At 61.0% G+C, this 22,661-nt stretch carries 17 protein-coding genes and 3 tRNA genes; 1 reads left to right on the top strand and 19 read right to left on the bottom strand.

Annotated features, from left to right (window positions below):
• Positions 1-188: 188 nt before the first annotated feature.
• Positions 189-578 (bottom strand): 50S ribosomal protein L7/L12, encoded by a 390-nt coding sequence (rplL, locus tag HMPREF3104_RS02235; protein ID WP_052205421.1) that lies wholly within the window; start codon positions 576-578, stop codon positions 189-191.
• Between the two features lie 70 nt (positions 579-648).
• A complete protein-coding gene (gene rplJ / locus HMPREF3104_RS02240) occupies positions 649-1,170 on the bottom strand; it encodes a 50S ribosomal protein L10 (RefSeq protein WP_052206462.1) in 522 nt (173 codons plus the stop codon).
• 182 nt (positions 1,171-1,352) lie between these two features.
• Here rplJ and HMPREF3104_RS12855 point away from each other — a divergent pair, with 182 nt between their 5' ends.
• The gene (locus HMPREF3104_RS12855) at positions 1,353-1,475 is read left to right on the top strand and encodes a hypothetical protein (protein ID WP_256388250.1); all 123 of its coding nucleotides are present in this window, start codon (positions 1,353-1,355) and stop codon (positions 1,473-1,475) included.
• Between the two features lie 25 nt (positions 1,476-1,500).
• Here the strand turns inward: HMPREF3104_RS12855 and HMPREF3104_RS02250 are convergent, their stop codons facing one another.
• The 17 genes from HMPREF3104_RS02250 to HMPREF3104_RS02330 form a co-directional block, all read right to left on the bottom strand.
• Positions 1,501-7,746 carry a DUF5979 domain-containing protein gene (locus HMPREF3104_RS02250; protein ID WP_070493861.1) on the bottom strand — a complete coding sequence of 2,082 codons (6,246 nt, stop codon included), beginning with the start codon at positions 7,744-7,746 and terminating at the stop codon, positions 1,501-1,503.
• The gene (locus tag HMPREF3104_RS02255) at positions 7,743-8,468 is read right to left on the bottom strand and encodes a hypothetical protein (RefSeq protein ID WP_141738093.1); all 726 of its coding nucleotides are present in this window, start codon (positions 8,466-8,468) and stop codon (positions 7,743-7,745) included. The genes HMPREF3104_RS02250 and HMPREF3104_RS02255 overlap by 4 nt, the downstream gene beginning before the upstream one ends.
• A complete protein-coding gene (locus tag HMPREF3104_RS02260; RefSeq protein WP_246816325.1) occupies positions 8,422-9,327 on the bottom strand; it encodes a class C sortase in 906 nt (301 codons plus the stop codon). The genes HMPREF3104_RS02255 and HMPREF3104_RS02260 overlap by 47 nt, the downstream gene beginning before the upstream one ends.
• A 67-nt stretch (positions 9,328-9,394) precedes the next feature.
• A complete protein-coding gene (locus HMPREF3104_RS02265; RefSeq protein WP_070493866.1) occupies positions 9,395-11,044 on the bottom strand; it encodes a SpaH/EbpB family LPXTG-anchored major pilin in 1,650 nt (549 codons plus the stop codon).
• Between the two features lie 206 nt (positions 11,045-11,250).
• A complete protein-coding gene (locus HMPREF3104_RS02270; RefSeq protein ID WP_070493869.1) occupies positions 11,251-13,455 on the bottom strand; it encodes a choice-of-anchor M domain-containing protein in 2,205 nt (734 codons plus the stop codon).
• Positions 13,452-14,276 carry an anchored repeat-type ABC transporter permease subunit gene (locus HMPREF3104_RS02275; RefSeq protein ID WP_052206463.1) on the bottom strand — a complete coding sequence of 275 codons (825 nt, stop codon included), beginning with the start codon at positions 14,274-14,276 and terminating at the stop codon, positions 13,452-13,454. The genes HMPREF3104_RS02270 and HMPREF3104_RS02275 overlap by 4 nt, the downstream gene beginning before the upstream one ends.
• 40 nt (positions 14,277-14,316) lie before the next feature.
• Positions 14,317-15,075: an anchored repeat-type ABC transporter ATP-binding subunit gene (locus HMPREF3104_RS02280; protein ID WP_070493872.1), complete on the bottom strand. Its 759-nt coding sequence runs from the start codon at positions 15,073-15,075 to the stop codon at positions 14,317-14,319.
• On the bottom strand, positions 15,072-15,932 hold the full coding sequence (locus HMPREF3104_RS02285; protein ID WP_070493875.1) for a choice-of-anchor M domain-containing protein: 861 nt from the start codon (positions 15,930-15,932) through the stop codon (positions 15,072-15,074). The genes HMPREF3104_RS02280 and HMPREF3104_RS02285 overlap by 4 nt, the downstream gene beginning before the upstream one ends.
• Positions 15,932-17,341 carry an anchored repeat ABC transporter, substrate-binding protein gene (locus tag HMPREF3104_RS02290; RefSeq protein ID WP_246816326.1) on the bottom strand — a complete coding sequence of 470 codons (1,410 nt, stop codon included), beginning with the start codon at positions 17,339-17,341 and terminating at the stop codon, positions 15,932-15,934. The genes HMPREF3104_RS02285 and HMPREF3104_RS02290 overlap by 1 nt, the downstream gene beginning before the upstream one ends.
• Before the next feature lie 107 nt (positions 17,342-17,448).
• Entirely contained in the window at positions 17,449-19,038 is a 1,590-nt protein-coding gene (locus HMPREF3104_RS02295; protein ID WP_141738094.1) for a TIGR03773 family transporter-associated surface protein, read from the bottom strand.
• A 385-nt stretch (positions 19,039-19,423) separates the two neighbouring features.
• The gene (gene rplA / locus HMPREF3104_RS02300; protein ID WP_052205426.1) at positions 19,424-20,131 is read right to left on the bottom strand and encodes a 50S ribosomal protein L1; all 708 of its coding nucleotides are present in this window, start codon (positions 20,129-20,131) and stop codon (positions 19,424-19,426) included.
• Between the two features lie 74 nt (positions 20,132-20,205).
• Entirely contained in the window at positions 20,206-20,634 is a 429-nt protein-coding gene (rplK, locus tag HMPREF3104_RS02305) for a 50S ribosomal protein L11 (protein ID WP_052205427.1), read from the bottom strand.
• 170 nt (positions 20,635-20,804) lie between these two features.
• Positions 20,805-21,584 (bottom strand): transcription termination/antitermination protein NusG, encoded by a 780-nt coding sequence (gene nusG, locus HMPREF3104_RS02310; protein ID WP_052205428.1) that lies wholly within the window; start codon positions 21,582-21,584, stop codon positions 20,805-20,807.
• A 151-nt stretch (positions 21,585-21,735) separates the two neighbouring features.
• Positions 21,736-22,065, bottom strand: a complete 330-nt coding sequence (gene secE / locus HMPREF3104_RS02315; protein WP_070493879.1) for a preprotein translocase subunit SecE — start codon at positions 22,063-22,065, stop codon at positions 21,736-21,738.
• A 25-nt stretch (positions 22,066-22,090) separates the two neighbouring features.
• Positions 22,091-22,166: transfer RNA gene (locus tag HMPREF3104_RS02320), tRNA-Trp, on the bottom strand.
• Between the two features lie 61 nt (positions 22,167-22,227).
• Positions 22,228-22,299 (bottom strand) — tRNA-Met (locus HMPREF3104_RS02325).
• Between the two features lie 36 nt (positions 22,300-22,335).
• Positions 22,336-22,408: transfer RNA gene (locus tag HMPREF3104_RS02330), tRNA-Thr, on the bottom strand.
• Between the last annotated feature and the right edge of the window lie 253 nt (positions 22,409-22,661).

Here is a 22,661-nt window from a genome sequence, read left to right on the forward strand (position 1 = left end):
CAGACCTGCATATCTTCCCCTGCATATCTGTGTTCCTGGGGTCGCGGTTCGTAGGGGCGCGGTTCCTGGGGTTGCGGTTCCTGGGGTTGCGGTTTCTGGGGTCACGGAAACAGCAGAGAGCAGAAACGCGAAACCCCCTCCGGTCGCGGTTGCGACGGGAGGGGGTGACGTCGATAAGCAAGAAGCTCTTACTTGAGGGTGACCTTTGCGCCAGCCTCTTCCAGCTTTGCCTTTGCAGCCTCTGCATCGTCCTTGTTGGCGCCCTCGAGGATTGCCTTCGGAGCACCCTCGACCATTTCCTTGGCGTCCTTCAGGCCCAGGCCCGGAACCAGCTCGCGGACAACCTTGATCACGCCGATCTTCTTGTCGCCAGCGTCCTCGAGAACAACGTCGAACTCGTCCTTCTCCTCAGCAGCAGCTGCGTCGCCGCCAGCAGCGCCCGGAGCAGCAGCAACTGCAACCGGAGCAGCAGCGGTCACGTCGAAGACCTCCTCGAATTCCTTCAGGAACTCGGAGAGCTCGATGAGGGTCATTTCCTTGAACTGCTCAATGAGCTCGTCCTTGGTGAGCTTAGCCATGATGGCATCCTTTCTTTGGCCGCATTACGGCCGATATATGGGGTGTGTAGTTTTTGTGGGAACCTGCCGTTTAGGCAGCTTCCTGCTTGTCCTGCAACGCGGCAACGAGTCGTGCCGTCTTGGATGCCGGAGCCTGGAACAGGCCGGCAGCCTTCGCCAGAGAGCCCTGGAACGCGCCAGCGAGCTTGGCAAGGGTGGTCTCGCGGTTGTCCATCTCAGCAACAGCGTCAACCTGAGCTGCGTCGAGAGCGTTACCGTCCATGTAGCCGCCCTTAACAATGAACTTGTCATTGTCCTTGGCAAACTTCTTCATGGTCTTCGCGGCGTCCACGGATGCATCGCCCTTGATGAAAGCGATAGCGGTCGGGCCGACCAGAAGATCATCGAGACCCTCAATACCCTGCTCAGCAGCAGCGATCTTGATGAGGGTGTTCTTGGCGACGTGCAGTTCAACATCAAATCCGAGCTCACCACGCAGCTGCTGCAGCTGACCCACGGTCAGACCGCGGTACTCGGTGAGGAACAGAGCATCCGAGTCAGCGAACTTCGTCTTCAGTGCAGCTAGCTCGGCAACGTTCTTCGGGTTTGCCATGACACACGCCTCCTTCCAATACTTCTTCATGTTGTATCCGCCCGGAGCAATAAAAATTGCCCCGTGCAGAAGCACGAGGCGCACCTTTGAAAGGAAAGCCACGTTTCTCCTGCGTGGGCCGATCCCTTGCGAGGATCCTTCAACTCCCTTTGATATTCGCCGGGAGTAGCCGACGGTCTTCGGTGAAACTTGAGCTCAGCCCGCTTTTCAGCGAGCCGTTCAAACTTCAGGTGGGTATCTTAGCGGCCCTGCGCACGGTAACCAAATCCGCGATTCCAGGCGGCGAATTCGCCGCCGGCGGCTAGTCCAGCCGGCGGCTACACCTTCCCGTTATTCCTTCCGGTTGCGCATCCAGATGGCCGAGCCACCAAGACCGATACCCAGGATCAAGCAAAGCAGGAGCGTCGAACTGCCGGTGAGCGGCAGCTTGCCCTGCATCACGTTGGCTACCTGGATAATGGCCGGTTTGTTCTTCTCCGGCTTCGCCTCCACCAAGGTGATAAGACCTGAGTTTTCCGAGACACCAGCGATGGAGACCTGTAGGTCCGCCAGTTCTTGGCTGTTTTCCGCGGTGACGGTGAACTTCCACGCACCCGGCAGCAATGCCGCGCCTTCGGCAGCCTTGGTTTCCACCAGGTAGTAGGTGCCCGGGGACAGTCGGGTGGTGAACTGGTTGCTCACCTCGCCAGCTACTCCATCGATGGTTTCCATGTCGGCGACCTTCTCACCAAGCGTCCCGTCTGGCTTCGCGCTGTGGACGGCAAACTGCGCACCACCCAGGGCAGTCTTCAAGTCTGCTTGTACCTTCTGTACTTGGATCTCCGCGTCATCACGGTAGATGCCGTTGGTGATCAACGCGCTCGGCATCTCCTCGTTGAGGGTGACACCAGCGCCTAGCGGGTGGACGAGAGACTCGCCGTTGGCGTCGAGGGTGGTGTAGTAGGGCACCATTCGTACGTTGTGGGCGTCGAGAAGCTGCTGAACGCCCTCGGGCGCAGGCCCTTCCGCAATCACGCATTCGGAGCCCACCGGCATCCCTTCCTCGGTAGCCCACTCGTTGTTCTCGCGGGAAAGCTGGAAGCTGCCTTCCTTTGCGAAGGGCTCAGGCTGACCGTTCACCAGGTTTGCAAACGTACAGCGATAGCTGAAGTCGAACTTGTCCTCGGGCTGGACGATCGCGCCCACATTGAAGCCTTGAAAGTCCTTAGACACCGAAGGCTGGACTTGGCGGACTAAGTAGCTCGGTTCAAATGTCACCAGGTCAGCGCCGGGGTTGAGCGGCTGTACCAGCAGCGTATCTGCGATCGGCGCAGCAGCAAGCACCTTCGCCTCCGCGCCAGCACCATCGCGGTGGAACACCTCGCCACCCAGCTCAATGAAGTCCTGTCCAGCGCGCAGCGCTCCGGCGTTCGACGTCACTGCACACGTGGTGCCCACAGTCACCCGGCCGAGCTCGGTTGGATCCGCACCGTCCGTCAGCGCCGGGGCGAAGGAAAACTCGGTACCTAACAGTGGGTCGGTACACACAACGTTGGGGTTGATGGTGTCGCCCAGGTAGGGGGACACATCGCCCTGCACGCCGAACTTCTTGCGCAGCTGCATGCTCAGTGCCGTGTTGTCGAGCGTGTAGCGGTTGCCGACCACCAGGGTCTGACGGTCACCAGCGGCCGCACCATCCACGGTTGTGTTGTCCACCACCAAGGCCGTGTCAATGCCGAACTCGGCTGCGCGCTTACCAGGCACGGCCACCGGGTCAGCAGCAGCAACTGGGGCGCCGTTGTTGTTCTGCCTGGTGCTTGCGAAAGTCGTGTCCACAGTCGCACCGATGCCGATCTTGGTGCCGTTGGCACCGTCGACTTCAAACTGCATCTGCGGGTCGTCCTCCGTAAACGTACAGACGTAGTTTGCAGGCACAGTCATCTCCGGCCTGGTCACCGTCTGATCACCGCCCGCGTTCGGGTCCGTGTTGGTGACGGTGGAGTCGATGTAGGTGAGCATTCCAGCGCCGCCGCCTGCGGGGAAGACCACCTGTGCGGTGATCGTCGGGTCACTGAGGTACGGCCTGTCGGCGGAAAGCACCTTGAAGCGCGGGTGGGTGCAGGTCAACGTACCGCGGGCAGGTCGCAAGCCAACGTTTTCATTGTTCGCCAGCTTCTGGCCCTGATCCGGGTCCAGTTGCTTCGTCACACCAAGCGGAACCGTCTTGTAGTCATAGGTGTTCCACAAGATAGCGGTGTAGTTGAACTCGCTCTTGTTCACCGCAAAAGTAGCGATCTGCTGCTGCGCGCCCGGGGAACAGTCCTTGTACTGGGCGCAAGGAGTTTCAACACCGAAGCCGGAGGGGCTCTCATCCACCGTCCAGCGGGCGCTCCACACAGAGTAGGAGCCATCCAGCTGGTTCGCCGGATCGTTGGCCTCCGGGTCCTTGATCTTCTCGTAGTCCTCGCTCAACTCGCACTGCGCGCCCAGCGGGATGCCCTCGATCACCTTGTCCACTGCTTGGTCAAAGCGACCCATGCTCAGCGTTCCGCTGGCCACCTCAGAACCGCCCAGGGTGCAACGCCAGTCCACAGGGAATTGCTTCTCTGCACTCACAGTCCCCACACCAGTGCCGTCCACCTTCTTTTTCACATGCACCGTGCCGGTGGTGATGGTGTAGGCGTTGGTAAAGGTGGCGTCGATAGGAAGAGCGCCCACACCGGTGGCTACCTGATGGGTGAAGGTGGAGGCGTCGAGCGGCGAAGAACCGTTCACTACAACGCTGGTCTGCGCCTCGCCCGCGGAAGCGATGCTGCGGGGGGCCTCCGTGACCTCGCACTCGCTGCCGGCCGGGACCTGCAGGCTCGCAGCCTGGGCGGGATCCTCGGCCAACGCGGCGCGCATCGTCGCCGGGGTGTCCACCAGGGTCTCACCGTTGCGGATGCACTTCACGCTGGCTGCAAACTCGGGGTTCTTGAACATGGCCTGGTAGATCGGGTCATTCGCAGCCATCGGCTGCGCAGCGCCCTCCAGGGTGGCGCGCACGTTCTTGGCCAGGTTCAGAGGCACCATGATCGGGTTGTAGGTAACGTCAACCCACAGGCGCGAGCCCTCAATCTCGCTGCTCACGATTCCTGTAAACGAACCGCCTTCAGGCCCGGCACCGGGGACGGGAGCATCCGGATTCGCACCGGTTCTAAATTCCACCATGCGCGTAAACGCCTCAGCGTAGGGCTTCGCGGTCGCGCCCTCGCTCACGCTTACCGTGCAGTTTGCGCCGCGACGGACACCGTCCACCACAAGAACCGGGTTGGACATTGAGATCGTTTCGCTCCCCGTGAGTGGCACCCCGCCGCCCTCAGGCATGCAGGAGTAATTAACCACGTATTCCTCGGGCAGGTACGTCGCCGCGTCCTTCACCTGCACCGGTCCGCGTTCCAGCAAAATCTCCAGATCCACAGTGGGCTCGTCCAGAACTAGGTACAAATCCACGTTCTGTGGGCCTGTGGTCACGGTGTGGGAAACCGGCACACCGGTTCCCGGTTTCTGCACTACCTCCGCATTCGTCGAGGCAGCAGACTTACGCACGTTGAACGTGCACTCTGTGCCGATGGGCAGGCCCTTGGTTGCGCTATAACGCGGGTTGATGTCCTCTTCAGGCAACAGCATCCAGGTATCACCGTGGCCAAGGTCGCGCTCCAGCCTCAGGTTGCCGCCATCCGGCAGCACACACACCGCGTTGACAGTGCCGTCGACACCGGTGGCATCGGTGCCCGGATCAACGTTGGTGGTGTCCAGGGTTAAAGAGAGGTTCAGCTGGCCGTAGTGATCCTCGATGGTGTTGGTCACCGTTGCGTCGATGGCCTCCGTGGAGCCGTCCGGGATATGCACACTCACCGGGCCCGGCAGGCTGAAGTCGTATTTGTCAGTATCTACGGGGTTGCCGCCGGAAGAATCCTTCTCCTGGATCTCACAGCGCGCGCCGGTGGGAACCTTGCGCACAACCTCGGACGCGGAGTTGATGTTCAGTTCTTCCAGATCGTAGATGGTCCAGGAATCATCACCCGCCTGCATGCAGCGCAACGTGACTGGGAAATCCTTAGCTGTGAAATCACCGCCTGCGGCACCCGCGAGGTTCTTCGTAATGTTCAGCGGTCGCGTATTGCGCTCAAAAGTGGCGGTTGCCGCCATGGTCGCGGTGTCATTATCGTCGAAAAACTCCGGGTAGAGGTAGGTGGAGTTGCCGTGGCACTGTCGGGGGTTAACGGTGTAACCGTCATCTTCCCGGTTCAGTTTCATACACACCTGGGAGGACCAGGCGGCTGGGCTCATCGAAAAGCCCTCTGCAATCGGCGCGTTCACCGAGCTGCCCTCCACCGCTTGGCCCACCAGCGAATATCCGCACTGGGTACCCACCGGGAACTTCCCAAGCTCTACTGACCCCACCAGCTTGTCGCCCACCTGGCGTAGGTCCACCTTGGCAGGGTTCTCCCCACCAGTCGGCACCACCAGAGGGTAGGCCTCATCCTTCGGGTTCAGCTCCGGTCGGTCACCGGCGTCCGGGATGTAGCGGCAGGAGTACTCCACCCACACCGACTTCGGCGCCAAATCGGTATTTCCACCCTTAAATACCTCAGGGTTGTCAATGGTGATGTCCACCTTCTGGGTAGCAACAGGGTTGCTGTAGGTGGTGGTCACAAGCACCGTGCTCGCACCGCGGCGCTCCGCAGGTGTCATCTCGAACTTGGTCTCAGGGTGATCCTTGGCAAACTCTCCTGTCGGTGCGTACGGCTTCAACGTGCCGTCCTGGTACCACTGGAACTCACCCGCGGGCAGCGTGGCGCTGATTTCGGAATCGACTGCGTCGCCGTTGAGACTAAACGCCGTGCTGGTGGTGAAGTAGTCCTTGCGGTAGCGCGGCTTGAGCTGCGTGATCGTGCAGTCCGCGCCAACAGGGACGCGCTGGTCCACGGTATGTGGCAGCGCAATCCGATCCGGGTAGCGCTCAGCAAGCTTGGTTCCCGGCAGGAGGATCGGCGAAACCGTGCCCTCAACAACAAAAGGCTTGTCCGCGGAGTAAGGCGTCGCGGTGTCCACACAGCGGTAAGCCAAGTGCATCTGCCCGTACTCTTCCGCGTTCAGCTGGCTCAACACGTACGTGTTGGCATGGATCTGCGCGTCGATCTTCAGCTCAGCGGTTTCTCGCTGCAGGAAAGCACAGTGATAGGCGTAGTTGGTTTTGCGGTGGAAGCTAACGCTAACTTCCTGGCTCTTGCCGTCGGCGCTATCAGTGGTGGTCAGGTTCGTTTTCACCTCGGTCCAGGTTGTCTGGTCCGGTGCCTGCTCAAAGCACTTCACGTTGCTGTGCACGCTGGTGGTTTTATCCAGCGTGTAGGACATCCTCGCGGTGCTGGCAGGCAAGCGCGCATAAACCGGCTGTCGGGCAAAACCATCCTTGGCGCTCGGCAGAACGCGATGGGGGTCAACCGTCCCGGTGATGGGCGTGATGCTCACCTCGCGGTTGAGCACCCGCTCCACAAGTTTCTCGTTTTTGTCCACCACGTTCACACTGGCGGTCAGGCCAGGGTTGTCGAAGGCCCGTAGGGTAAACACTTCTCCGTAATTGCCGTTGTTGTTCGTGGTGATCGTGCGGTTGGCCATCCACACGCCGTAGTAAGAATTGGGGTCAATACTCGCCGAGGCAAGTTCCTTCATCAGGTTCGGGCCGGTGAGGTACTTAATAATCCTGCCGCTGTCACTGCGAATGACAAAGCCGTATTTATCGCCCGCTGCCGGAGGATTTCTTGGCGAGGGATCATAACTCCTCAGCCCTGTGCCCGTGGACACACCAGTTTTCTCGTCATCGTGGTTAGCGCCGACACCAACGGGGGTCACCTGCACGCCCATCGCAGCCAGCTCGGCGATCGCGGCCTTGGTCCGGTCAATGTCGGACTGCTCGATCGTCCCCGAGTCAAAACCCGGTCTCGGCGTGCCGTCCGGGTTAGACGTCAGCGACGGACCGAACTCAGTAAACACGAACACCTGGGTGTACTGCGCGCCCTTTTCAATGTCTTCCTTGATACGCTGCAGGCCCGCCTGCATGTTGTGCAAGCCGTCCAGAGGTTTGCCAATAGTTGCCAGTAGCGGCACGCGGTTTTCCAGCATCTGGGTCACAGCCGGGCTGAGTTTTCCGTCCGGGCCCAGCACAAGCGTCTCAGGAAGGTAGCCGCCCTGCTCCATCCGGGGTGCCGGTGAAGTCGAGGCATAGGTGTAGAAGCCCACCTTCGAGGAGGCGTCGATCTCGCCCAGTTCCGTTAGCCCCTGCTTGATCACAATCTCGTTGAGAAGATTGCGGTGTTCAAGCGTCGGGTGCAGGTACGTGTATTCATCGCCGTGCGCGTAGGAAACGTCCGTGAGCAGCGCCAAAGAGCTGCCATAGCGCGCATCTTGTGGCTTATCCCAGGGGTCGCCCTGCGTCGTCTGCGCCGCCGTGGTCACACTAAACACTGGCAGCGCAATCAGGCAGGTGGCCATGAGAAGAACCAGGGCCGCAAGCAGCGCTACCGGGCGCAGGCCGCGTTTGCTACCTCGTTTCACTGCCCGCCTCCTTGATTCTCATGAGCATTTTCTGCTTTTCGACGCCCACCCGGCCCCACCATCAGCGCACCCCAAACAAATAAGAGCACGCCACCTGCTATCAGCCACACAAGCTCCGAGCCGGTGCTGGCCAGGATCCCTGAGCGCCCTCGCTCTGCAGGGGATTCCGTGGGCGGTTTTGCCTGCGTTGCTTGTGTGGCCCGCGTAGCTTGTGTGGCTCGCGTAGCTTGTGTCGGCTGCGTTTGCTGCGTGGTCGGCCTCGCTGTAGTTGGCCGGGCCGTTGTTGGTTGTGCTTGCTGCGTTGTTGGCCTGTCCGTTGTTGGCCTGTCCGTTGTCGGCTGCACAGTGGGTCCCGGCTGCACAGTGGGTCCTGGTTGTTCAGGCTTCGGGTAGATGATCACGCCTGCGAGTTCCGCACCCGTCTTCGGGTCTTTCACGGGGACCTCAAACTTGGAGGTCCGGTACTCCGGGTTCTCCGGGAAGCTCAACGTGTAGCGCCCATCAGCAAGCTCACCGAAGTCAACCTTGCCGTTAACCGTGTGCAGGGTGGTGTGGTTACCTTGGGCGTCGCTAAGAGTGACCGCAACATTGTCCACATTGACTTGGGGAACGTCGTCGTATGGGTTGCCTGGGTCTAACTCGACGCTGACCGTGGCAGCGTTGGCGGGAGCTGCGCTAAGCAGCACGGCTGCGAGTGCGACGATGAACGCCTTTGTACGCATTCCGCCTCCTTAGAACAACGTAGGCCGCAACAATCACCATGATCAGAACCGCAACAAGGTACATCCACCACTGGACGCTAGAACCTGCGCTGAACGCATCCGCGGCCGCTTGGGCGTCGTTTTCCACGCGGTGGCCGCGAACCAACAGGCGGTGGGAGTTAATCCCATACGGGGTACACGTAATCAGCGTGAGCAGATCCGCGCCCGCAACCGGCTGGAGGCTTTCAATCTCCGTTGGCAACACCACGTCGATCTGATCCACCTCGTAGGTCAACTGTTCACCCGCCACGTCCAGATAGACGCGATCCCCGATCTTGACCTTGGTCAGGTTGTCAAAGAGCGTCGCATGCGCCAGACCCGTGTGCGCGGTAAGCACCGAATGCATCCCCTCGCCACCAACTGGCAGCGAAGACCCATACAGGTGCCCAATTCCCTGGTTCAGGACCCGCTGGTCCGTACCGTGGTAGACCGGCAACTTCGAGTCGATGCTTGGGATAGCCACCACACCCATCGGATCCCCGATCTTGCCGGTGACGTTGAGCTGCTCCAGATAGTCCTGGTAGGGACGGTTATCCTTGGACACTCGCGCAAGCCACGGATCAAGAATCGGCGCGCCGGCATTTTCCCGGTTGTAAACGTGGGCCGCCTCGATCAGCTCACTGAAGTCCCTGCCCACCACCGTCGAGTTGCGGTACGCATCAGCGACCTTCACCTGCTTTTCGTTTTGGTAGTAAGTGGTCACCACCGGATAGGCAAGTACTAACAGGCTTGCGATGAGCAGCAGCACAGACAGGAGGTTTCGGCCACGGCCGTTCACAGACCTCCGTGGCGCTTTGCGTTCCACGGTCGTGATTGACACGGCCGATCCCCTCCTTTCCTAGGCATTCACATGCCGCTCGTCACATGTGCCGCTGCCGCGTGTGGCATTAGGCCTTCTTGCGGTTCAGCGCCATCGACGCCGCAGCCAACGCAAGACCCAGCGCAATGATCAGCCAAATACCAGCACCACCAGTCAGCGGCAGGCGATCAAGAATGCCGCTGGTCTTGGCGTTTTTCACCTCTGCCGTGACGTTGTAGCGGGTCTCATTTACATCGGTGCCCACGTTGTCTTCCGTTACCGGGGCGGTGAACGTCAGCAGGATCGGGTTGCTGCTCAGCGCGTAGCCCTCCGGAGCCTTGGTCTCCACCAGGCAGAACTGGGTGGAGTCCTCGTAGCCGACAACCTTCGTCCACGGGTCGGTCTCCGTGTTGTTCGAAGCGACGAGGTTGTACATCACGTCCTTGATCACCAGCGCACCCTCAGCGTTAGTGGTCCACGTGGTTGTTGCCTGGTCGCTGACGTTGCTGATCGGGTTGCCCACAACCTTGCCGTTGGCGTCGCAACGGTGCAGCTGGAACTCGGCGTTTGCCAGCTTAGTGTTCGCGTCATCAGCGTCGACCTTGCTCACAGCAATATCCGCAAAGCTCATCCTCGCGGGCGAGGTTGCGTCACCGGACGGAGTGCCCGGGTTCGTGTTGCCAGGGTTCTCCGGATCCCAGTTTTCCTCGGTGATGCTGTCCGGCAGCGCCCACGCGGTGTTGTCCAGGGAGTTCGGAACTTCCTTCAGCTCAGCGTCGAAAGCCACCTTGAGCTCAGTTGCTGCCACGGGGTTGTTGCCGTTGAGCTCATTCGGCTTGACCTGCACGCGAAGCACCCAGCGGTCACCCACCTGGTACTTCTTCACCTCAAACTGGGTGTCCTGCAGCTCGGTTCCGCCAAATGTCACCTTGACGTTGGTGGGCTCACCGAGCTCCTTTGGCAGCTTATCGGTGATGGTGAAGAACGCCGGGAGAGAAGTCGTGTTCTCCTGCTTGCCGTCCTGGTCCGTGGTCGGGGTGGAGACCACAGGCACGGTCGCGGTGACGGCATAGCTCACCAGATCACCCAGGTTCAGGCCAGGCATGCTCTCAGCACCTTCCTTCTCCTTGGTGCCAGTGATCTCCTTCGTCGGCACCTCGGTCACCTGGTTCTTCGGATAGACGTGGACGGTGTCCAGCCAGCCGTCGCCCGAAGGGTTAGTCATCGGGACGGTAACCAGGAACGGCTTCGACGGGGTCACGGCCTTGCCGTCGGCAGACTGGCCGCCCGGCTCCTCCACCAAGTAGAGACCAGCAGGCAGGTCCTTGAACTCAGCAAGGCCATTGTCGTTGGTTGCCTGAGTCTGCTCGGCTCCGACCTTTTCAAATCCAGTAGGAAGCGTGCCATCCGCTTGCAGCGCAATGCCGGAGATCTGGTTCCAGCCGTCCTGGGTGGTCAGATCAATCGCCGTGCCGCCCTGGCCCACGCGGCTGACCTTAAAGTTAATGTTCTTGCCCGGCTCACCTTGGACGTCCTGGACAGTACCGTTCGACGCGGTATTACCAGGCAGACCAATAATCTTGTGGATCTGCAGGTCACCCTTAGCCGGGATCCCCAGTGACGGGGAGCCAGCCACGGGCGGATTCTGTGCGAGGACTGGGACCGCGGGTACAGCACCGACCAGGAGGGTGGCGGTGGCAACGGAGGCAACGAGGGAACGAATGACGCGTTTGCTCATGGACCTGTGCTTTCGAAAGACGGGTGCGAATAGGGAGGTTCCGCACTAACGTAAGTTATCTACCTAATAAATATGTCCACTCACTGCGCGAGTGTCAAGGTAGACCTTCCGGAACGAAACAACGCCTGCCCCGAGTTAGGAAACCCATACCAAAAGCATCAATTCTCACCACGTCTGAAGGGCCGCTTTATGTCAGGTGTTTCTTGTCACTGCTGCCCTGTTCCTTGGTCCGATCCTCGTTCCGATCTTTGTTCCGCCTTACGCAGCAAACTCATCGCTGCAGCAAACAGCACACACCCACCAATGAGCGCCATCACGCCAACACCAATGGCAAGGCCAGCCCAGAACCCGCCGCCGGTAGAAGAAGTACCAGCTGCAACGTATTCGGCCTGCGGGTCTGCCCCCGTCTGCGTCGGATGCATGCCGCTGGACAAGGTGTCGGTGTTGGGGGCCTCGGCGTTGACGGCGTCACTGCTTGTGGGAGCACCGCTGCCAGCGCTTGTCGCGCTTGAAGTGGCAGCACGAGCAGTGCTTGTCGGCTGCGCCGCACGAGCGGCAGCCTGGGTGATCGGCGCTGCTGAGCGCGCCGCAGAGGTCTGGCGCGCTGCTGCAGTCTGCTGTGCAGCGGCAGTCGGCTGCGCCGCTGCGGTCGGCCGCGAAGCAGCAGCGGACGACGTCGGCTTCGCACTCGGTTTCGCGGCTGGCGTCGTGGTTGGTTGTTTGGCGCGTGAGGTGGGCGTGATTGAGTCGCCGATCTTCTTGATCTCTTTGCCTATGTCACGAATCCCGCCAGCCAGCGCCTGCGGCAACGTCAGGCTGCCGCCGTTTGCCCCACCTCCAAACCCGTTGGGGTTGGCGTGGGCGTTGGCGATGGCGTCGTCGCCAACCGCGAAGTGTGCCACGAGTTCCTTCTCAAACGCCGTATCTGCACGCGTAGTGCCGGAGTACACGAACGTCGCCGTGTACATGCCGGGTTCGGTAAAACCGAAACCCTGATGGTCATGGGCGTTCACCGGGTATTCGATGGTCTTGGAAGCATCACCGGAATCCAACTCAATGCGTAAACCACGCAGGTCCTCGTGCCAGGTCATGATGCGGCCCGGGCCACTGACGTTACGCATGCCAACGGTGACACGGCTGCCGTCTGCAATCGCATCTGCCGCCAGTCCTGTGGTGGAAAAGCCCAGCCAGGGCAGGCTTCGGTCCTGCGCCTGCGGCAGAATCCACATCGCTTCCGGGCTGCCCGGGAAGCTGCCACGCACACTCTCCGGCAGGTTGGTGCGTGCCGTATCCGGCACGGCAAAAATGAAGCTGCCTGATGGACGGTGGGCGGGGTGGAGGGGGTCGGAGTCATCGACAAGCATGGTGTTGATCTGCCCACCATCGCTCACCAAAGCCATATCCATGTGCCCCGCCGTGATCACCACGCGCTGCGAGGGAGCTTGTTTGCTTGACGACGGCACCGGCGCCGCAGTCGGTTCCGCAGTCGGTGCTGCAGTCGGTGCTGCGGTTGGCTCTGTAGTCGGCGCTGTGGTTGGCGCTGCAGAACTCGGGGCCGTGCTGGTTTCCGGCGTTGAAGTCTTCGGCGTTCGCAGTCCGGTGGTGGTGCCTTCGGGAAGGCCGACGGTAGCGTCATCACCAACTAGCCAGTACTGGGTGACGGGTTCGGAGCGTTCAGTTTTGCCATCCGTGCGCTCGGCCCTGCCCTGCCACGTCAGGGCGTACACACCCGGCTTGGAGAAGGTCCACGTGAAGTGGCCGTGGCCTCCGACCTCGTAGGTGATGGTGCGCATGTCCGGATCGGAGGAGTCGAACAGTCGCTCCGGCTCAGAGACACGGCTGGTGAACATGACGTTGATGTCGCCGGGTCCGTCCATCTCAACCAGGTCGAAGTGCATGACATCGCCCTTGAAGTTGGTCGGGATCGAAGATGGGTCCAACTCGTGTGCCGGGTCGAAAGCGCCAAGGCCTGACCAGATGGGACGCCAGTTGTCGGTCCAGTCCACGCTTTGGGGCGCTGCCCATACTTCGCTGCCACGGGGGCCAAGGAAGTCCAGGGTGCCGTCCTCAGGAATGGTGAGCTTGGACAGGTCGTTGCCGTCTGCATCCGCATCCGGGGCCAGGCGGAAACACACCGCGTCTTGGGTGGTCACCTGCTGGCCATCTACCGCCATCACCGCGAGTTTGCCACCGGAGCGGGTGCCGTAGAGGGCGTCGTTGTGGGAGTGGTAGAGCAGCTTGCGGCCGGCGCACGGATGGTCCACATCCGCGTTCAGAGTCACGCTGTGGCCCGGCGCGCCCGGTTTGTGCTCTGCACTGGATTCAGTGCTGGGTTCCGTGCTGGCCTGGGCGCCCGGCGCCCCAACAACACTCAGCGCAGCTATAAACGCTGCTGCTAGAAGGCGCTTCATGCGTGCACCGCCTTTGCTAGTACGCCACGTGCTGGGGCAAACAGCCAGCTCAGCGCGAACAGGACGGTGAGGGATAAGACGATGGTTGCGCCTGTTGGTGAGTCATACGCCCACGCCAGCCACACGCCGAGCACGCTGCCGATGGTGCCGATTGCGGCGGCGATGAGCATCATGGTCTCCAGCCGGTCAGTGAACATTCGCGCGGCGGCGGCCGGGGTGATCAGGAGTGCTACGACCAGGATGTTGCCCACGGTCTGCACGGCAAGCACCACGGCGAAGGTGACGCTTAAGTACAGCGCTAGGTCTAGCGCTGCGACGGGCAGGTTCATGGCACGAGCGGTTTCGCGGTCCAGGGCGACGGCGGTGAACCAGGGGCGCAGCACAATCACCACGCCGACGATCAGCGCGCCCACGACCGCATTGATGAGCAGGGCGCGCGTGCTCACGCCGGTCAGCGAGCCGAAAAGGAAGGAGCTGACAGAGGCGGTGTAGCCCTCCACTCGGGAGATGATCACCAGGCCCACGGCGAAGGCGGCGGTGAACACGATGCCGATGACGGAGTCCTCTTTAATCGTGCGGCGTTGAGACATCACGGCGATCAGCACCGCCACCAGCGCACCGGCCACCGCCCCGCCGAGCAGCACTGATGTCTGCAAGGCGAAGGCGACGGCGATGCCGGGGAAGACGGCGTGGGCGACGGCGTCGCCAATAAACGCCATCCCGCGCAGCACCACAAAGCAACCGACCACCGCGCACAGCAGCGCGGCGATCACCGCGGCCAAAAGCGCGCGCGGCAAAAACGCCAGCTGCGGGTTGGCCATGTCTGCAAGAAACTGCAGGAAGGAAATCTCGGGCAACAGGTTAGGCAAAGTTAGCCTCCAAATGCGTGCGTACTCCGCGCAACCACGGCGAGTCTTCGGCAACAGAGAAGGTGTCCATCCACGGCGCGGCGCTATCAAGCTGATCTACCTGGCTATCCGCCACCACTCCCCCTTTGAACAAGATGAGGCGGTCGCAAGCATCGACGGCTTCGGCGATGTTGTGGGTGGACATGACTACGCCCAAGCCCTTGTCCACAAGCTTGCGAAACAGCTCCAGAAGATGCTCGGTGGTGGGGATGTCCAGGCCGGTAAAGGGCTCGTCCAGAAGCAGCATGCGCGGGCGACGCACCAAAGCACGCGCGATGAGCACGCGCTGGCGCTGGCCGCCGGAAAGGTCGCTGATCGGGCGATCTGCCAGGTCAGCAAGGTTCACCATCTTCAGTGCGCGCTGTGTCCAGGTGTGCTCGCGCTCGCCGGCGCGGCGGTACCACGGCCGCTGGCCCAAGGTGGCGTTGAGGGTGGCGGCGTAGACGTCGATAGGAAAATCCCAAGCGACGTTGTGGCGCTGCGGCACATAGCCAACCACGTTGCGGATCGCGCGGGAGCCGGTAACTTCAACCGTGCCTTCAGCGGGAACCAGTCCCAACATGGCCCGCATGAGCGTGGTTTTACCCGCACCATTCGGCCCGAGCAGCCCCGTAAATTCGCCGCCGCGCAGCGTCAGATTCACACCCTGGAACACCTCGCGGCCCGGGTAGGACACGCTCAGGTCGCGCACTGTGATGGCGTGCGGCCTCACTTCTTCCGCCCCCTGACCAGAACAAAGGCAAGTGCCGCCAAAATCAGCACACCGATGCCTACACCAGCGATGAGCCCGGAGCTTGTGTTTGATTGCGCCCCGTCGCTTGCCTTGAACTGGGTGTCAAAGGCCTGGCTCGCATCCGTCGATACGGCAAAGCGCAACACCTGCTCATCGGTGTGCACGTTGCCCTCGGTGTCCTCCACGTTCACGCGCACCTTGACCAGCTGCACGCCGGCCTCCGTGAACACCCAGTTGGCGTGGGTGTGCGTGTTCGGCTCCACCCACATGGACTGCGCGCCGGAAGCGCTTGAGTTCCACAGCTGCTGCGGCTCATGGAAACCACCCGGCTGCACAAACAGGGAGAAGCTTCCCGGGCCGCTGTGCCCGCCGTACTCCAGGCTCATGCCGCTCGTGGAGCGCTCAAGTAAGGACGGCGCCTGCGTATTCCACCCCAACCACGGCACGCCGGCAACCTCCGTCTGGGGTACTACCCATACGTCGCTACCGGGCTTGGCGCCGGTGAAGTCGAAATCGTTGGTCTCCGGCAGGGTTTGCTTCGCGGCGTCGCCAACCTCAAAGACCACGTCCTCCAGGTGACGCCACACTGCTGGGGTGTGGGTGTCGTCGCGGACCAGGAACTGCAGCTGACCGTCTACAAACATGGCACCAAGATCGGCGTGGCCTGCGCTAATCACCGTGCGCTCCCCCAGCGGGGCGATCGCCTCATTGGCCTCCACCACCTGCTGGAGCGCCGGGTTATTGTCCTGCACCTGAGCGGTGGCTACAGGCGCTAATGCTGCCGCCGGTGCCGTTGCGATCAGTGCTGCGGTAACGAGTGCTGAAATCTTTTTCATTATTGTCCTTTCAAACAGTTGCTTATTGATTCCCCGTTGGCCAGCACAAACTCCACATACGTCTGCGCAGGCCCCTGCCCCGGCGGGTCGAGGGAATCGCCCCAGATCGGGCACACCCGCACCCCGTGCATCGCCGCCGTCTGGGTGAGCACCGGCGTTTCTTGCTCACTGCCGTATTCCACAAACACAGCCGGCACATCCAGGTTTTCCAGCGTGCGGGTTAGCGCCAGCAGGTCGCGCGGGCTTGGCTCCACACTCGGGTTCGGGGTAACAAAGCCCGCGATGCGCAGCCCATAGGCACGCCCCAGGTAGGCGTAGCCGTGGTGGGTGGTAACCAGGTTGCGGTTGGTTTCCGGGATCTGCTCATACAAGGCGCGCACCGTCCGATCCGCCTCATCGAGCTCTTCCTGGTAGCGCTTCGCATTCGCCGCGAACTGGCTTGCGCGCTTCGGGTCGATGGCGGAAAGCTCATCGCGCACCACATCCACCACGGCTTTCATGGCTGCCGGGTCGTGCCAAATGTGTGGGTCCAGCTCACCGTGCACGTGGCGGCCCAGCACCGCCTGCGGAAGCAGGTACGTCTCATCATCCGGGTTACCTAAGAAACGGAACTCGCGCTGCGGCGGGATCGGCTGCAGCGTTGTCGTAGGCACCACCACCACCGCGTCAGCCGGGTTGATCTCGCCGTGCTCATCAGAGTGCAGCGTCAGGTGAGTGCCCGCCTCGTCCACACGCGTGGCAATGTCCACGTGCCCGTGCTCAATCGCCAACTTGCCGGGGGTAACCTGCGCCGGGTCCTGGCCCACCACCACCGTGATCGCCCCCTCGGCGGCACTGCGCTCCGGCGCGTTGACTGCGTCTTTTACCGACGCCTTCAAGCGCAACTCATACACCCCCGGCGCCGAGAACGCCCAGCTCACGTGCGTGTGCGCCCCAACCGGCAGCATGGTGGAACCGCCGTCGGAGTCAAAGAGCAACTCCGGAGTGCCAAACGTACCAAGGATGAAGGCGAAGGCTTTGCCGGGGCCGGTGGCGCTGATAAGCGAAAGTTCCGACACAGTCGTAGCCGGAAGGTCCGCCTCAAACCGCAACCCCAGCCACACCGTGTCCAGGCTGGCGTCCTCCACCAGCGGAATCGGCGCATAGCCGTAGCGCTGGGTCTGCTCCGCCAGTGCCACCACATGCGCGTCAGGCCGCGCCGTCGACGCAATCGTGCGGGTCAGCGCCTGCGGCTCCAGCAGCAACCCGTTGGTAAACACCGCATCGGCGTACGCAATGTCGCGCGTAGCGTGCAGCGTCGGCTCATAGCTATGCGGGTCCGCGCCGCGCCGTATCAGCGAGGTCACCTCGGCAGCATCGCCCGCCACATTCTGCACAACGTCCGCCAGGATGCTTGTCGACGCCACCACGCCCAACCTCCCACCATCTCCCCCACCGGTGGCCGACTCGGCTGGGGCACACGCACAAAGCAACATACTCGCGCCGATGCATACAGCCGTAGCTGCGTTTTTCACACTCACTGGCCCGCCCCGAACGCGCCCAGCAACCTACGACGCAACGCCGAATCCAAGCACATCATGCCGCCGCCAAAGACCAGGACTCCCAGGCCAAGGATGGCAAAGGGCACAGTCATCACAGTGGTGCCGGTCTCCGCGAGGGCGTCCGGACGGGTCTCTGTGGTGTTGCCGTTGTTGTTGCCGCTGTTCTGGCCTGCTGCTGCGGCGCAGCTGCCCTCCGGATCAAACATCGAACCGAAATCAAAGTGGCCGCTATCGGCGTTACCCGGGGTACCAACGTTAAACGTCAACACCGCCTCACCGCTGACGCTTTCACCGGCCTTGGTGGTGGCAGTCTGGCGAATCTTCACCCGATACGACCCGGATGCCGAAAACACCCAGTTGGGGTGCACGTGTGAATTCGCCGGAATAGTGTGGTGGCCTTCGAGCTTGCCGTTGCCCGCAGAAAACCACTGCTCGCCCACCACCTGGCCCAAGCCACCCTGGGTGAACACGACCATGGAACCAGGCCCGTCAAAGCCTGTAATCTCCCACGTGACATCGCCCGTCGTCTGCGCGATCAGGCTCTCATGCTGCGTGTTCGCACCAAGCCACGGAACGCCATCCTGCTGCGTCGCACCAATCATCCACGCTTTGCCAGCCGGCACCGGGCCGACCGCCTGCGGTAAGTCCACCTCTGCCGCCTGACCAAGCCCAAACACCAAGTCCTCCGGACGCGTCCACGTGGCCGGCACGTTGCGGTCATCCTTGATCATCGGACGCAGGGTGGCCGTGCACTTCGTCGCCTGCTGCTGTGGCTGTGGTTGCTGTTTTGGCGCCTCTTGTTTTGGAGCATCTTGTTTTGGAGCATCTTGCTTTGGGGCCTCTTGCTTTGGGGCCTCTGGTGCGGGCTCGCTGGCACGGTTTTCAACCTCGGCGTTTGTGTTGGTGGTCGCTGCACCATCCCCGACTCGCCACGTGTACTCCGCCTGGTTCGACTCCACACCATCGGCCTTCGCCACCACTCGCATGGTGTACACACCGGGTTGGGTAAACAGCCAGTTCGCGTGCACGTGGGACGGCTCCTCCTGCACAATGCGAGCACCACTGCCCAACTTCGCCTGCCCACCATCCAGGACTGACTGGAACGAGCCGAAGCTGCCGGTCTGGAACAGGTAAACCTCGCCAGGGCCACTGACCTCTAAGAACTCCAGATCCACGCGCCCGAAACCCCCTTCGCGCACGCCTTGGGTGTCCCAACCCGGCCACAGCAGATCAGAACGCTGCGTCTGTGGAAGCAGGTAGCCGGCAGTGGCGATCTCTGCGACGTTTACCGTCTCCTCCGTATACGCCGCCTCCCCAACGATCAGCTCCACACTTTCCGGTTGACGACGCACATGACTCCCCGTCACATCTTCCTGCAGATCAAGCGTCAGATCGCTGCCGTTAGCGGTGACGTTAAATGCGTCAATGTGTCCGCGGTCGAAGCGTTGCGTATCGGCTTTAGCCACCCCTGCCGGAAACGCCGCAATGCACACCATGGCCAGCACGACAGCAATGACAGGCACCAGCCAGAGCGCCTTCACCTTATTGGGAACTGTTCTCAACACTTAACGAATACTACTTTCATTAAGCGCCGATGCAAAAGCGCCAGCTCGGGTCCCGTCTGATTACCCCCCTGACAAAGTTGACGATGCAGTTTGCGTTTCCCCAGGTCCTAGTCAGATCACTAAGGGCCGCTCGTCGAATTTGTCAGGATTTCCGCCAGCGCCTGACAAATATGTTCCGTCGAACAGCGTGAGCTTTCGCGACCTGCAAGTTTGCCAAACCGGGCCGGGGGTCACGTCGAATTTGTCAGGATTTCCGCCAGCGGCGCCCCAAACCACCCCAAAACCACCCCAACAACCCCGAAAACACCAAAACGCCCCGGCCCAGACAATGAAAGCCTGGCGCCGGGGCGCTGGAAAAGCCTAGAAGCTCTAAAAGCCGTAAAGCTTATGCCTCTGCGTAGTTCTTCTGAACGGACGGGTCAACCGGAACGCCCGGGCCCTGGGTTGCAGAAACGGTGATCTTCTTCAGGTAGACACCCTTGGCAGAAGCCGGCTTCAGGCGCAGAACCTCATCCAGCAGAGCGCCGTAGTTCTCAGCGAGCTGCTCCGGGGTGAAGGACGCCTTACCAATCAGAGCGTGCAGGTTAGCCGCCTTGTCCACGCGGAAAGCGATCTTGCCGCCCTTGGACTCCTCAACAGCCTTTGCAACGTCCGGGGTAACGGTGCCGGTCTTCGGGTTCGGCATCAGACCACGCGGGCCAAGCACACGAGCCACACGGCCAACCTTGGCCATCTGGTCCGGGGTAGCAATAGCCACGTCGAAGTCGAGCTGGCCAGCGTTGATCTGCTCGATCAGCTCGTCGGTGCCAACGATGTCAGCGCCAGCTTCCTTAGCGGCGGTAGCCTTCTCGCCCTCAGCGAAAACGGCAACGCGGACGGTCTTACCAGTGCCGTGCGGCAGGTTCACGGTGCCGCGGACCAGCTGGTCAGCCTTGCGCGGGTCAACGGACAGGCGCATTGCAACGTCGATAGTGGAGTCGTACTTAGCAGACGAGGTCTCCTTCGCCAGCTTCACAGCCTCCAGCGGGGAGTACAGCTTGTCGCGGTCAACCTTTGCAAACTGCTCGTTGTAGTTCTTGGACTTCTTAGCCATGTTGGGTTCCTTTCAGGAGTTGTGGTCTGCGGGCCTGGCTTGGCCCTGCCACTTACGCACAAGTGCGTCGTTATTTACTTCTCAACCTCGATGCCCATGGAGCGAGCGGTACCAGCGATGATCGCCGCACCAGCCTCGATGTCACGAGCGTTCAGGTCAGCCTTCTTGGTCTCAGCGATTTCCTTGCACTGCTCCCAGGTGACCTTGCCAACCTTCTGGGTGTGCGGGACGCCGGAGCCCTTCTGCAGGCCAGCAGCCTTCAGCAGGAGCTTCGCTGCCGGCGGGGACTTCAGGATGAAGTCGAAGGAACGGTCTTCATAAACCGTGATCTCGACCGGGACAACGTTGCCACGCATGGACTCGGTTGCAGCGTTGTATGCCTTGGTGAACTCAACAATGTTCACACCGTGGGCACCAAGTGCCGGACCAACCGGCGGGGCCGGGTTAGCCATACCAGCTTCGATCTGAAGCTTAATCAGGCCGGTGACCTTCTTCTTAGCCATCGAATTACCTCAATTCCTTGGTACAGGACGCAGCCACGATGTTTAGCTCGCGCCCTTCCGGATTCCGGGTTTAGCCCAGCAACCGGGGATGAACGAATGAAAAACGCCGCCCGAAAAAGACGGACGGCGTTTAAGGTTACGCGGTTTAAGCGTCGATAAGCAAAACAGCCCTACATAATGCGTTCGATCTGGTCGGCGGTCAGCTCCACCGGGGTCTCACGGCCAAAGATGGACACCAAGGCCTGGATCTTGCCGGTCTCCGGATCAATCGCGTTAATCGTCGCAGAAACGCTTGCCAGCGCGCCGGACAGGATGGTCACGGCCTCACCAACCTGGTAGTCGTGTGCCAGCTGCTGCTTGGTCTGCTCCTCCGGCATAGCGATGACGGTCTCGCCGTCCTCGTTCGCGTTGGACTTGCCCTCAACCGGGGCGACCTTCGGCATGAGGAACTTCGCCACGTCGCGGTGCTTCACCGGCGTCGCGTTGCCCTCGTTACCCACAAAGCTGGTCACGCCCGGGGTCTCGCGCACCACGGACCACGCGGCATCATTCATGTCCATGCGAACAAGCACGTAGCCCGGCAGCAGCTTGCGCTTGACCAGCTTCTTCTTGCCGTCCTTGTTCTCCATGACCTGCTCGATGGGCACGACAACCTCATAGATGGAGTCCTCCACTTCAAGCGTCTGAATACGCATGTCAAGGTTGGTCTTCACCTTGTTCTCGTAGCCCGAGTAGGACTGGATGATGTACCAGTCACCCGGCTGCTTCTTCAGCTCACGGGTGTATTCGCGCAGGCGAGCGCGGTATTCAGAGTCAGCGTCAGCCTCCTGGGCGGCTTCCTGCTCCAGCGGCTCGGTCTCCGGCTCCACCGGTGCACCCTCGCCGATCATCTCCTGGTTGTCCTCGACTTCGAGTTCAGCTTCGTTCAGGTTCTGGTTTTCAGTATCCATTCGCTTTTCCATCTTCTAGAGCTTGTTGCTTACCGACGCCTACTTGTCCCACCAGCCTACCCACCCACGTGGTGGTGACTTAGCGAAAAAGTATCCCGCCTCCCCTGGCTTGCTGCCAAGGTGGCGGGAAAACGTTCAAAGTGCAGTATAGCTAACGGATGAGCACCCACTCAACCAGACGCGTACCAAGCCAGTCCGTGCCCGACATAAACGCGGTCAGGATGATCAGGAACGCGAACGTGATGAGGGTGTAGTTCAGCATCTGGGTGCGCGAAGGCCAGATGACCTTCTTCATCTCCTGGGCCACCTCGCCCGGGAACGCTGCGATACCGCCGGCTACGTGCTCATCATCGTCAGCGGTTGCAACCGCGCGCTTGGAGCCGTGCTTATCCTCGTAGGATTCGGAGGAAACGGGAGTTGCCCCGTGCAGCTGACGCTTACCGGTCGGCTGTGCGGGGGTCTGACCATTCGGGTTAGTCAAGAGAACTCCTCCAACTTGAAAGTTCTGGCAGGGGCGACAGGACTCGAACCTGCAACCTACGGTTTTGGAGACCGTTGCGCTACCAATTGCGCCACGCCCCTAGAGTGCAAATGCACCTAGACCCTACCACGCGGCCAAAACTAGCCGCGTAACCGAGTTACGTAGCGATGGCGAGAATTGAACTCGCGACACAGCGATTATGAGTCGCTTGCTCTACCACTGAGCTACACCGCCATGCGTTTGCTAGGTAGATACCGTAACAAACAGCAGAGCCCCCTATCAGAATCGAACTGATGACCTTTTCCTTACCATGGAAACGCTCTGCCGACTGAGCTAAGGGGGCACAGCCTCTATGTTGTGGACCTCACCTTTCGGTGTGACCCGCTCCGTTGAAGCCTGGGAAAGATTAACCCGATACGTGAGCTAAACACAAATCGGCAGGTTAATCGGCATTTTTATAAGGGTTATAACGCTTGTGTTTTAGAGAGCTTTGGCCAGCCACCGAAAGATTTCCGGAATTACTGCATTCTGACCCCCATTCCCCCAGGTAACAACACCATCTCGGGTTAAGCGACAAAATGTGTGCTTTTTTGGAT

This window comes from Corynebacterium sp. HMSC30G07, assembly GCF_001806945.1.
Lineage (GTDB): Bacteria > Actinomycetota > Actinomycetes > Mycobacteriales > Mycobacteriaceae > Corynebacterium > Corynebacterium riegelii.

Coding starts and splice junctions, on each gene's coding strand:
- HMPREF3104_RS02285 (WP_070493875.1), bottom strand. CDS start 15,932: ATGAAAAAGATTTCAGCACTCGTTACCGCAGCACTGATCGCAACGGCA.
- nusG (WP_052205428.1), bottom strand. CDS start 21,584: ATGGATACTGAAAACCAGAACCTGAACGAAGCTGAACTCGAAGTCGAG.
- HMPREF3104_RS02265 (WP_070493866.1), bottom strand. CDS start 11,044: ATGAGCAAACGCGTCATTCGTTCCCTCGTTGCCTCCGTTGCCACCGCC.
- HMPREF3104_RS02275 (WP_052206463.1), bottom strand. CDS start 14,276: ATGGCCAACCCGCAGCTGGCGTTTTTGCCGCGCGCGCTTTTGGCCGCG.
- rplJ (WP_052206462.1), bottom strand. CDS start 1,170: ATGGCAAACCCGAAGAACGTTGCCGAGCTAGCTGCACTGAAGACGAAG.
- rplA (WP_052205426.1), bottom strand. CDS start 20,131: ATGGCTAAGAAGTCCAAGAACTACAACGAGCAGTTTGCAAAGGTTGAC.
- rplK (WP_052205427.1), bottom strand. CDS start 20,634: ATGGCTAAGAAGAAGGTCACCGGCCTGATTAAGCTTCAGATCGAAGCT.
- HMPREF3104_RS02270 (WP_070493869.1), bottom strand. CDS start 13,455: ATGAAGCGCCTTCTAGCAGCAGCGTTTATAGCTGCGCTGAGTGTTGTT.
- rplL (WP_052205421.1), bottom strand. CDS start 578: ATGGCTAAGCTCACCAAGGACGAGCTCATTGAGCAGTTCAAGGAAATG.
- HMPREF3104_RS02255 (WP_141738093.1), bottom strand. CDS start 8,468: ATGCGTACAAAGGCGTTCATCGTCGCACTCGCAGCCGTGCTGCTTAGC.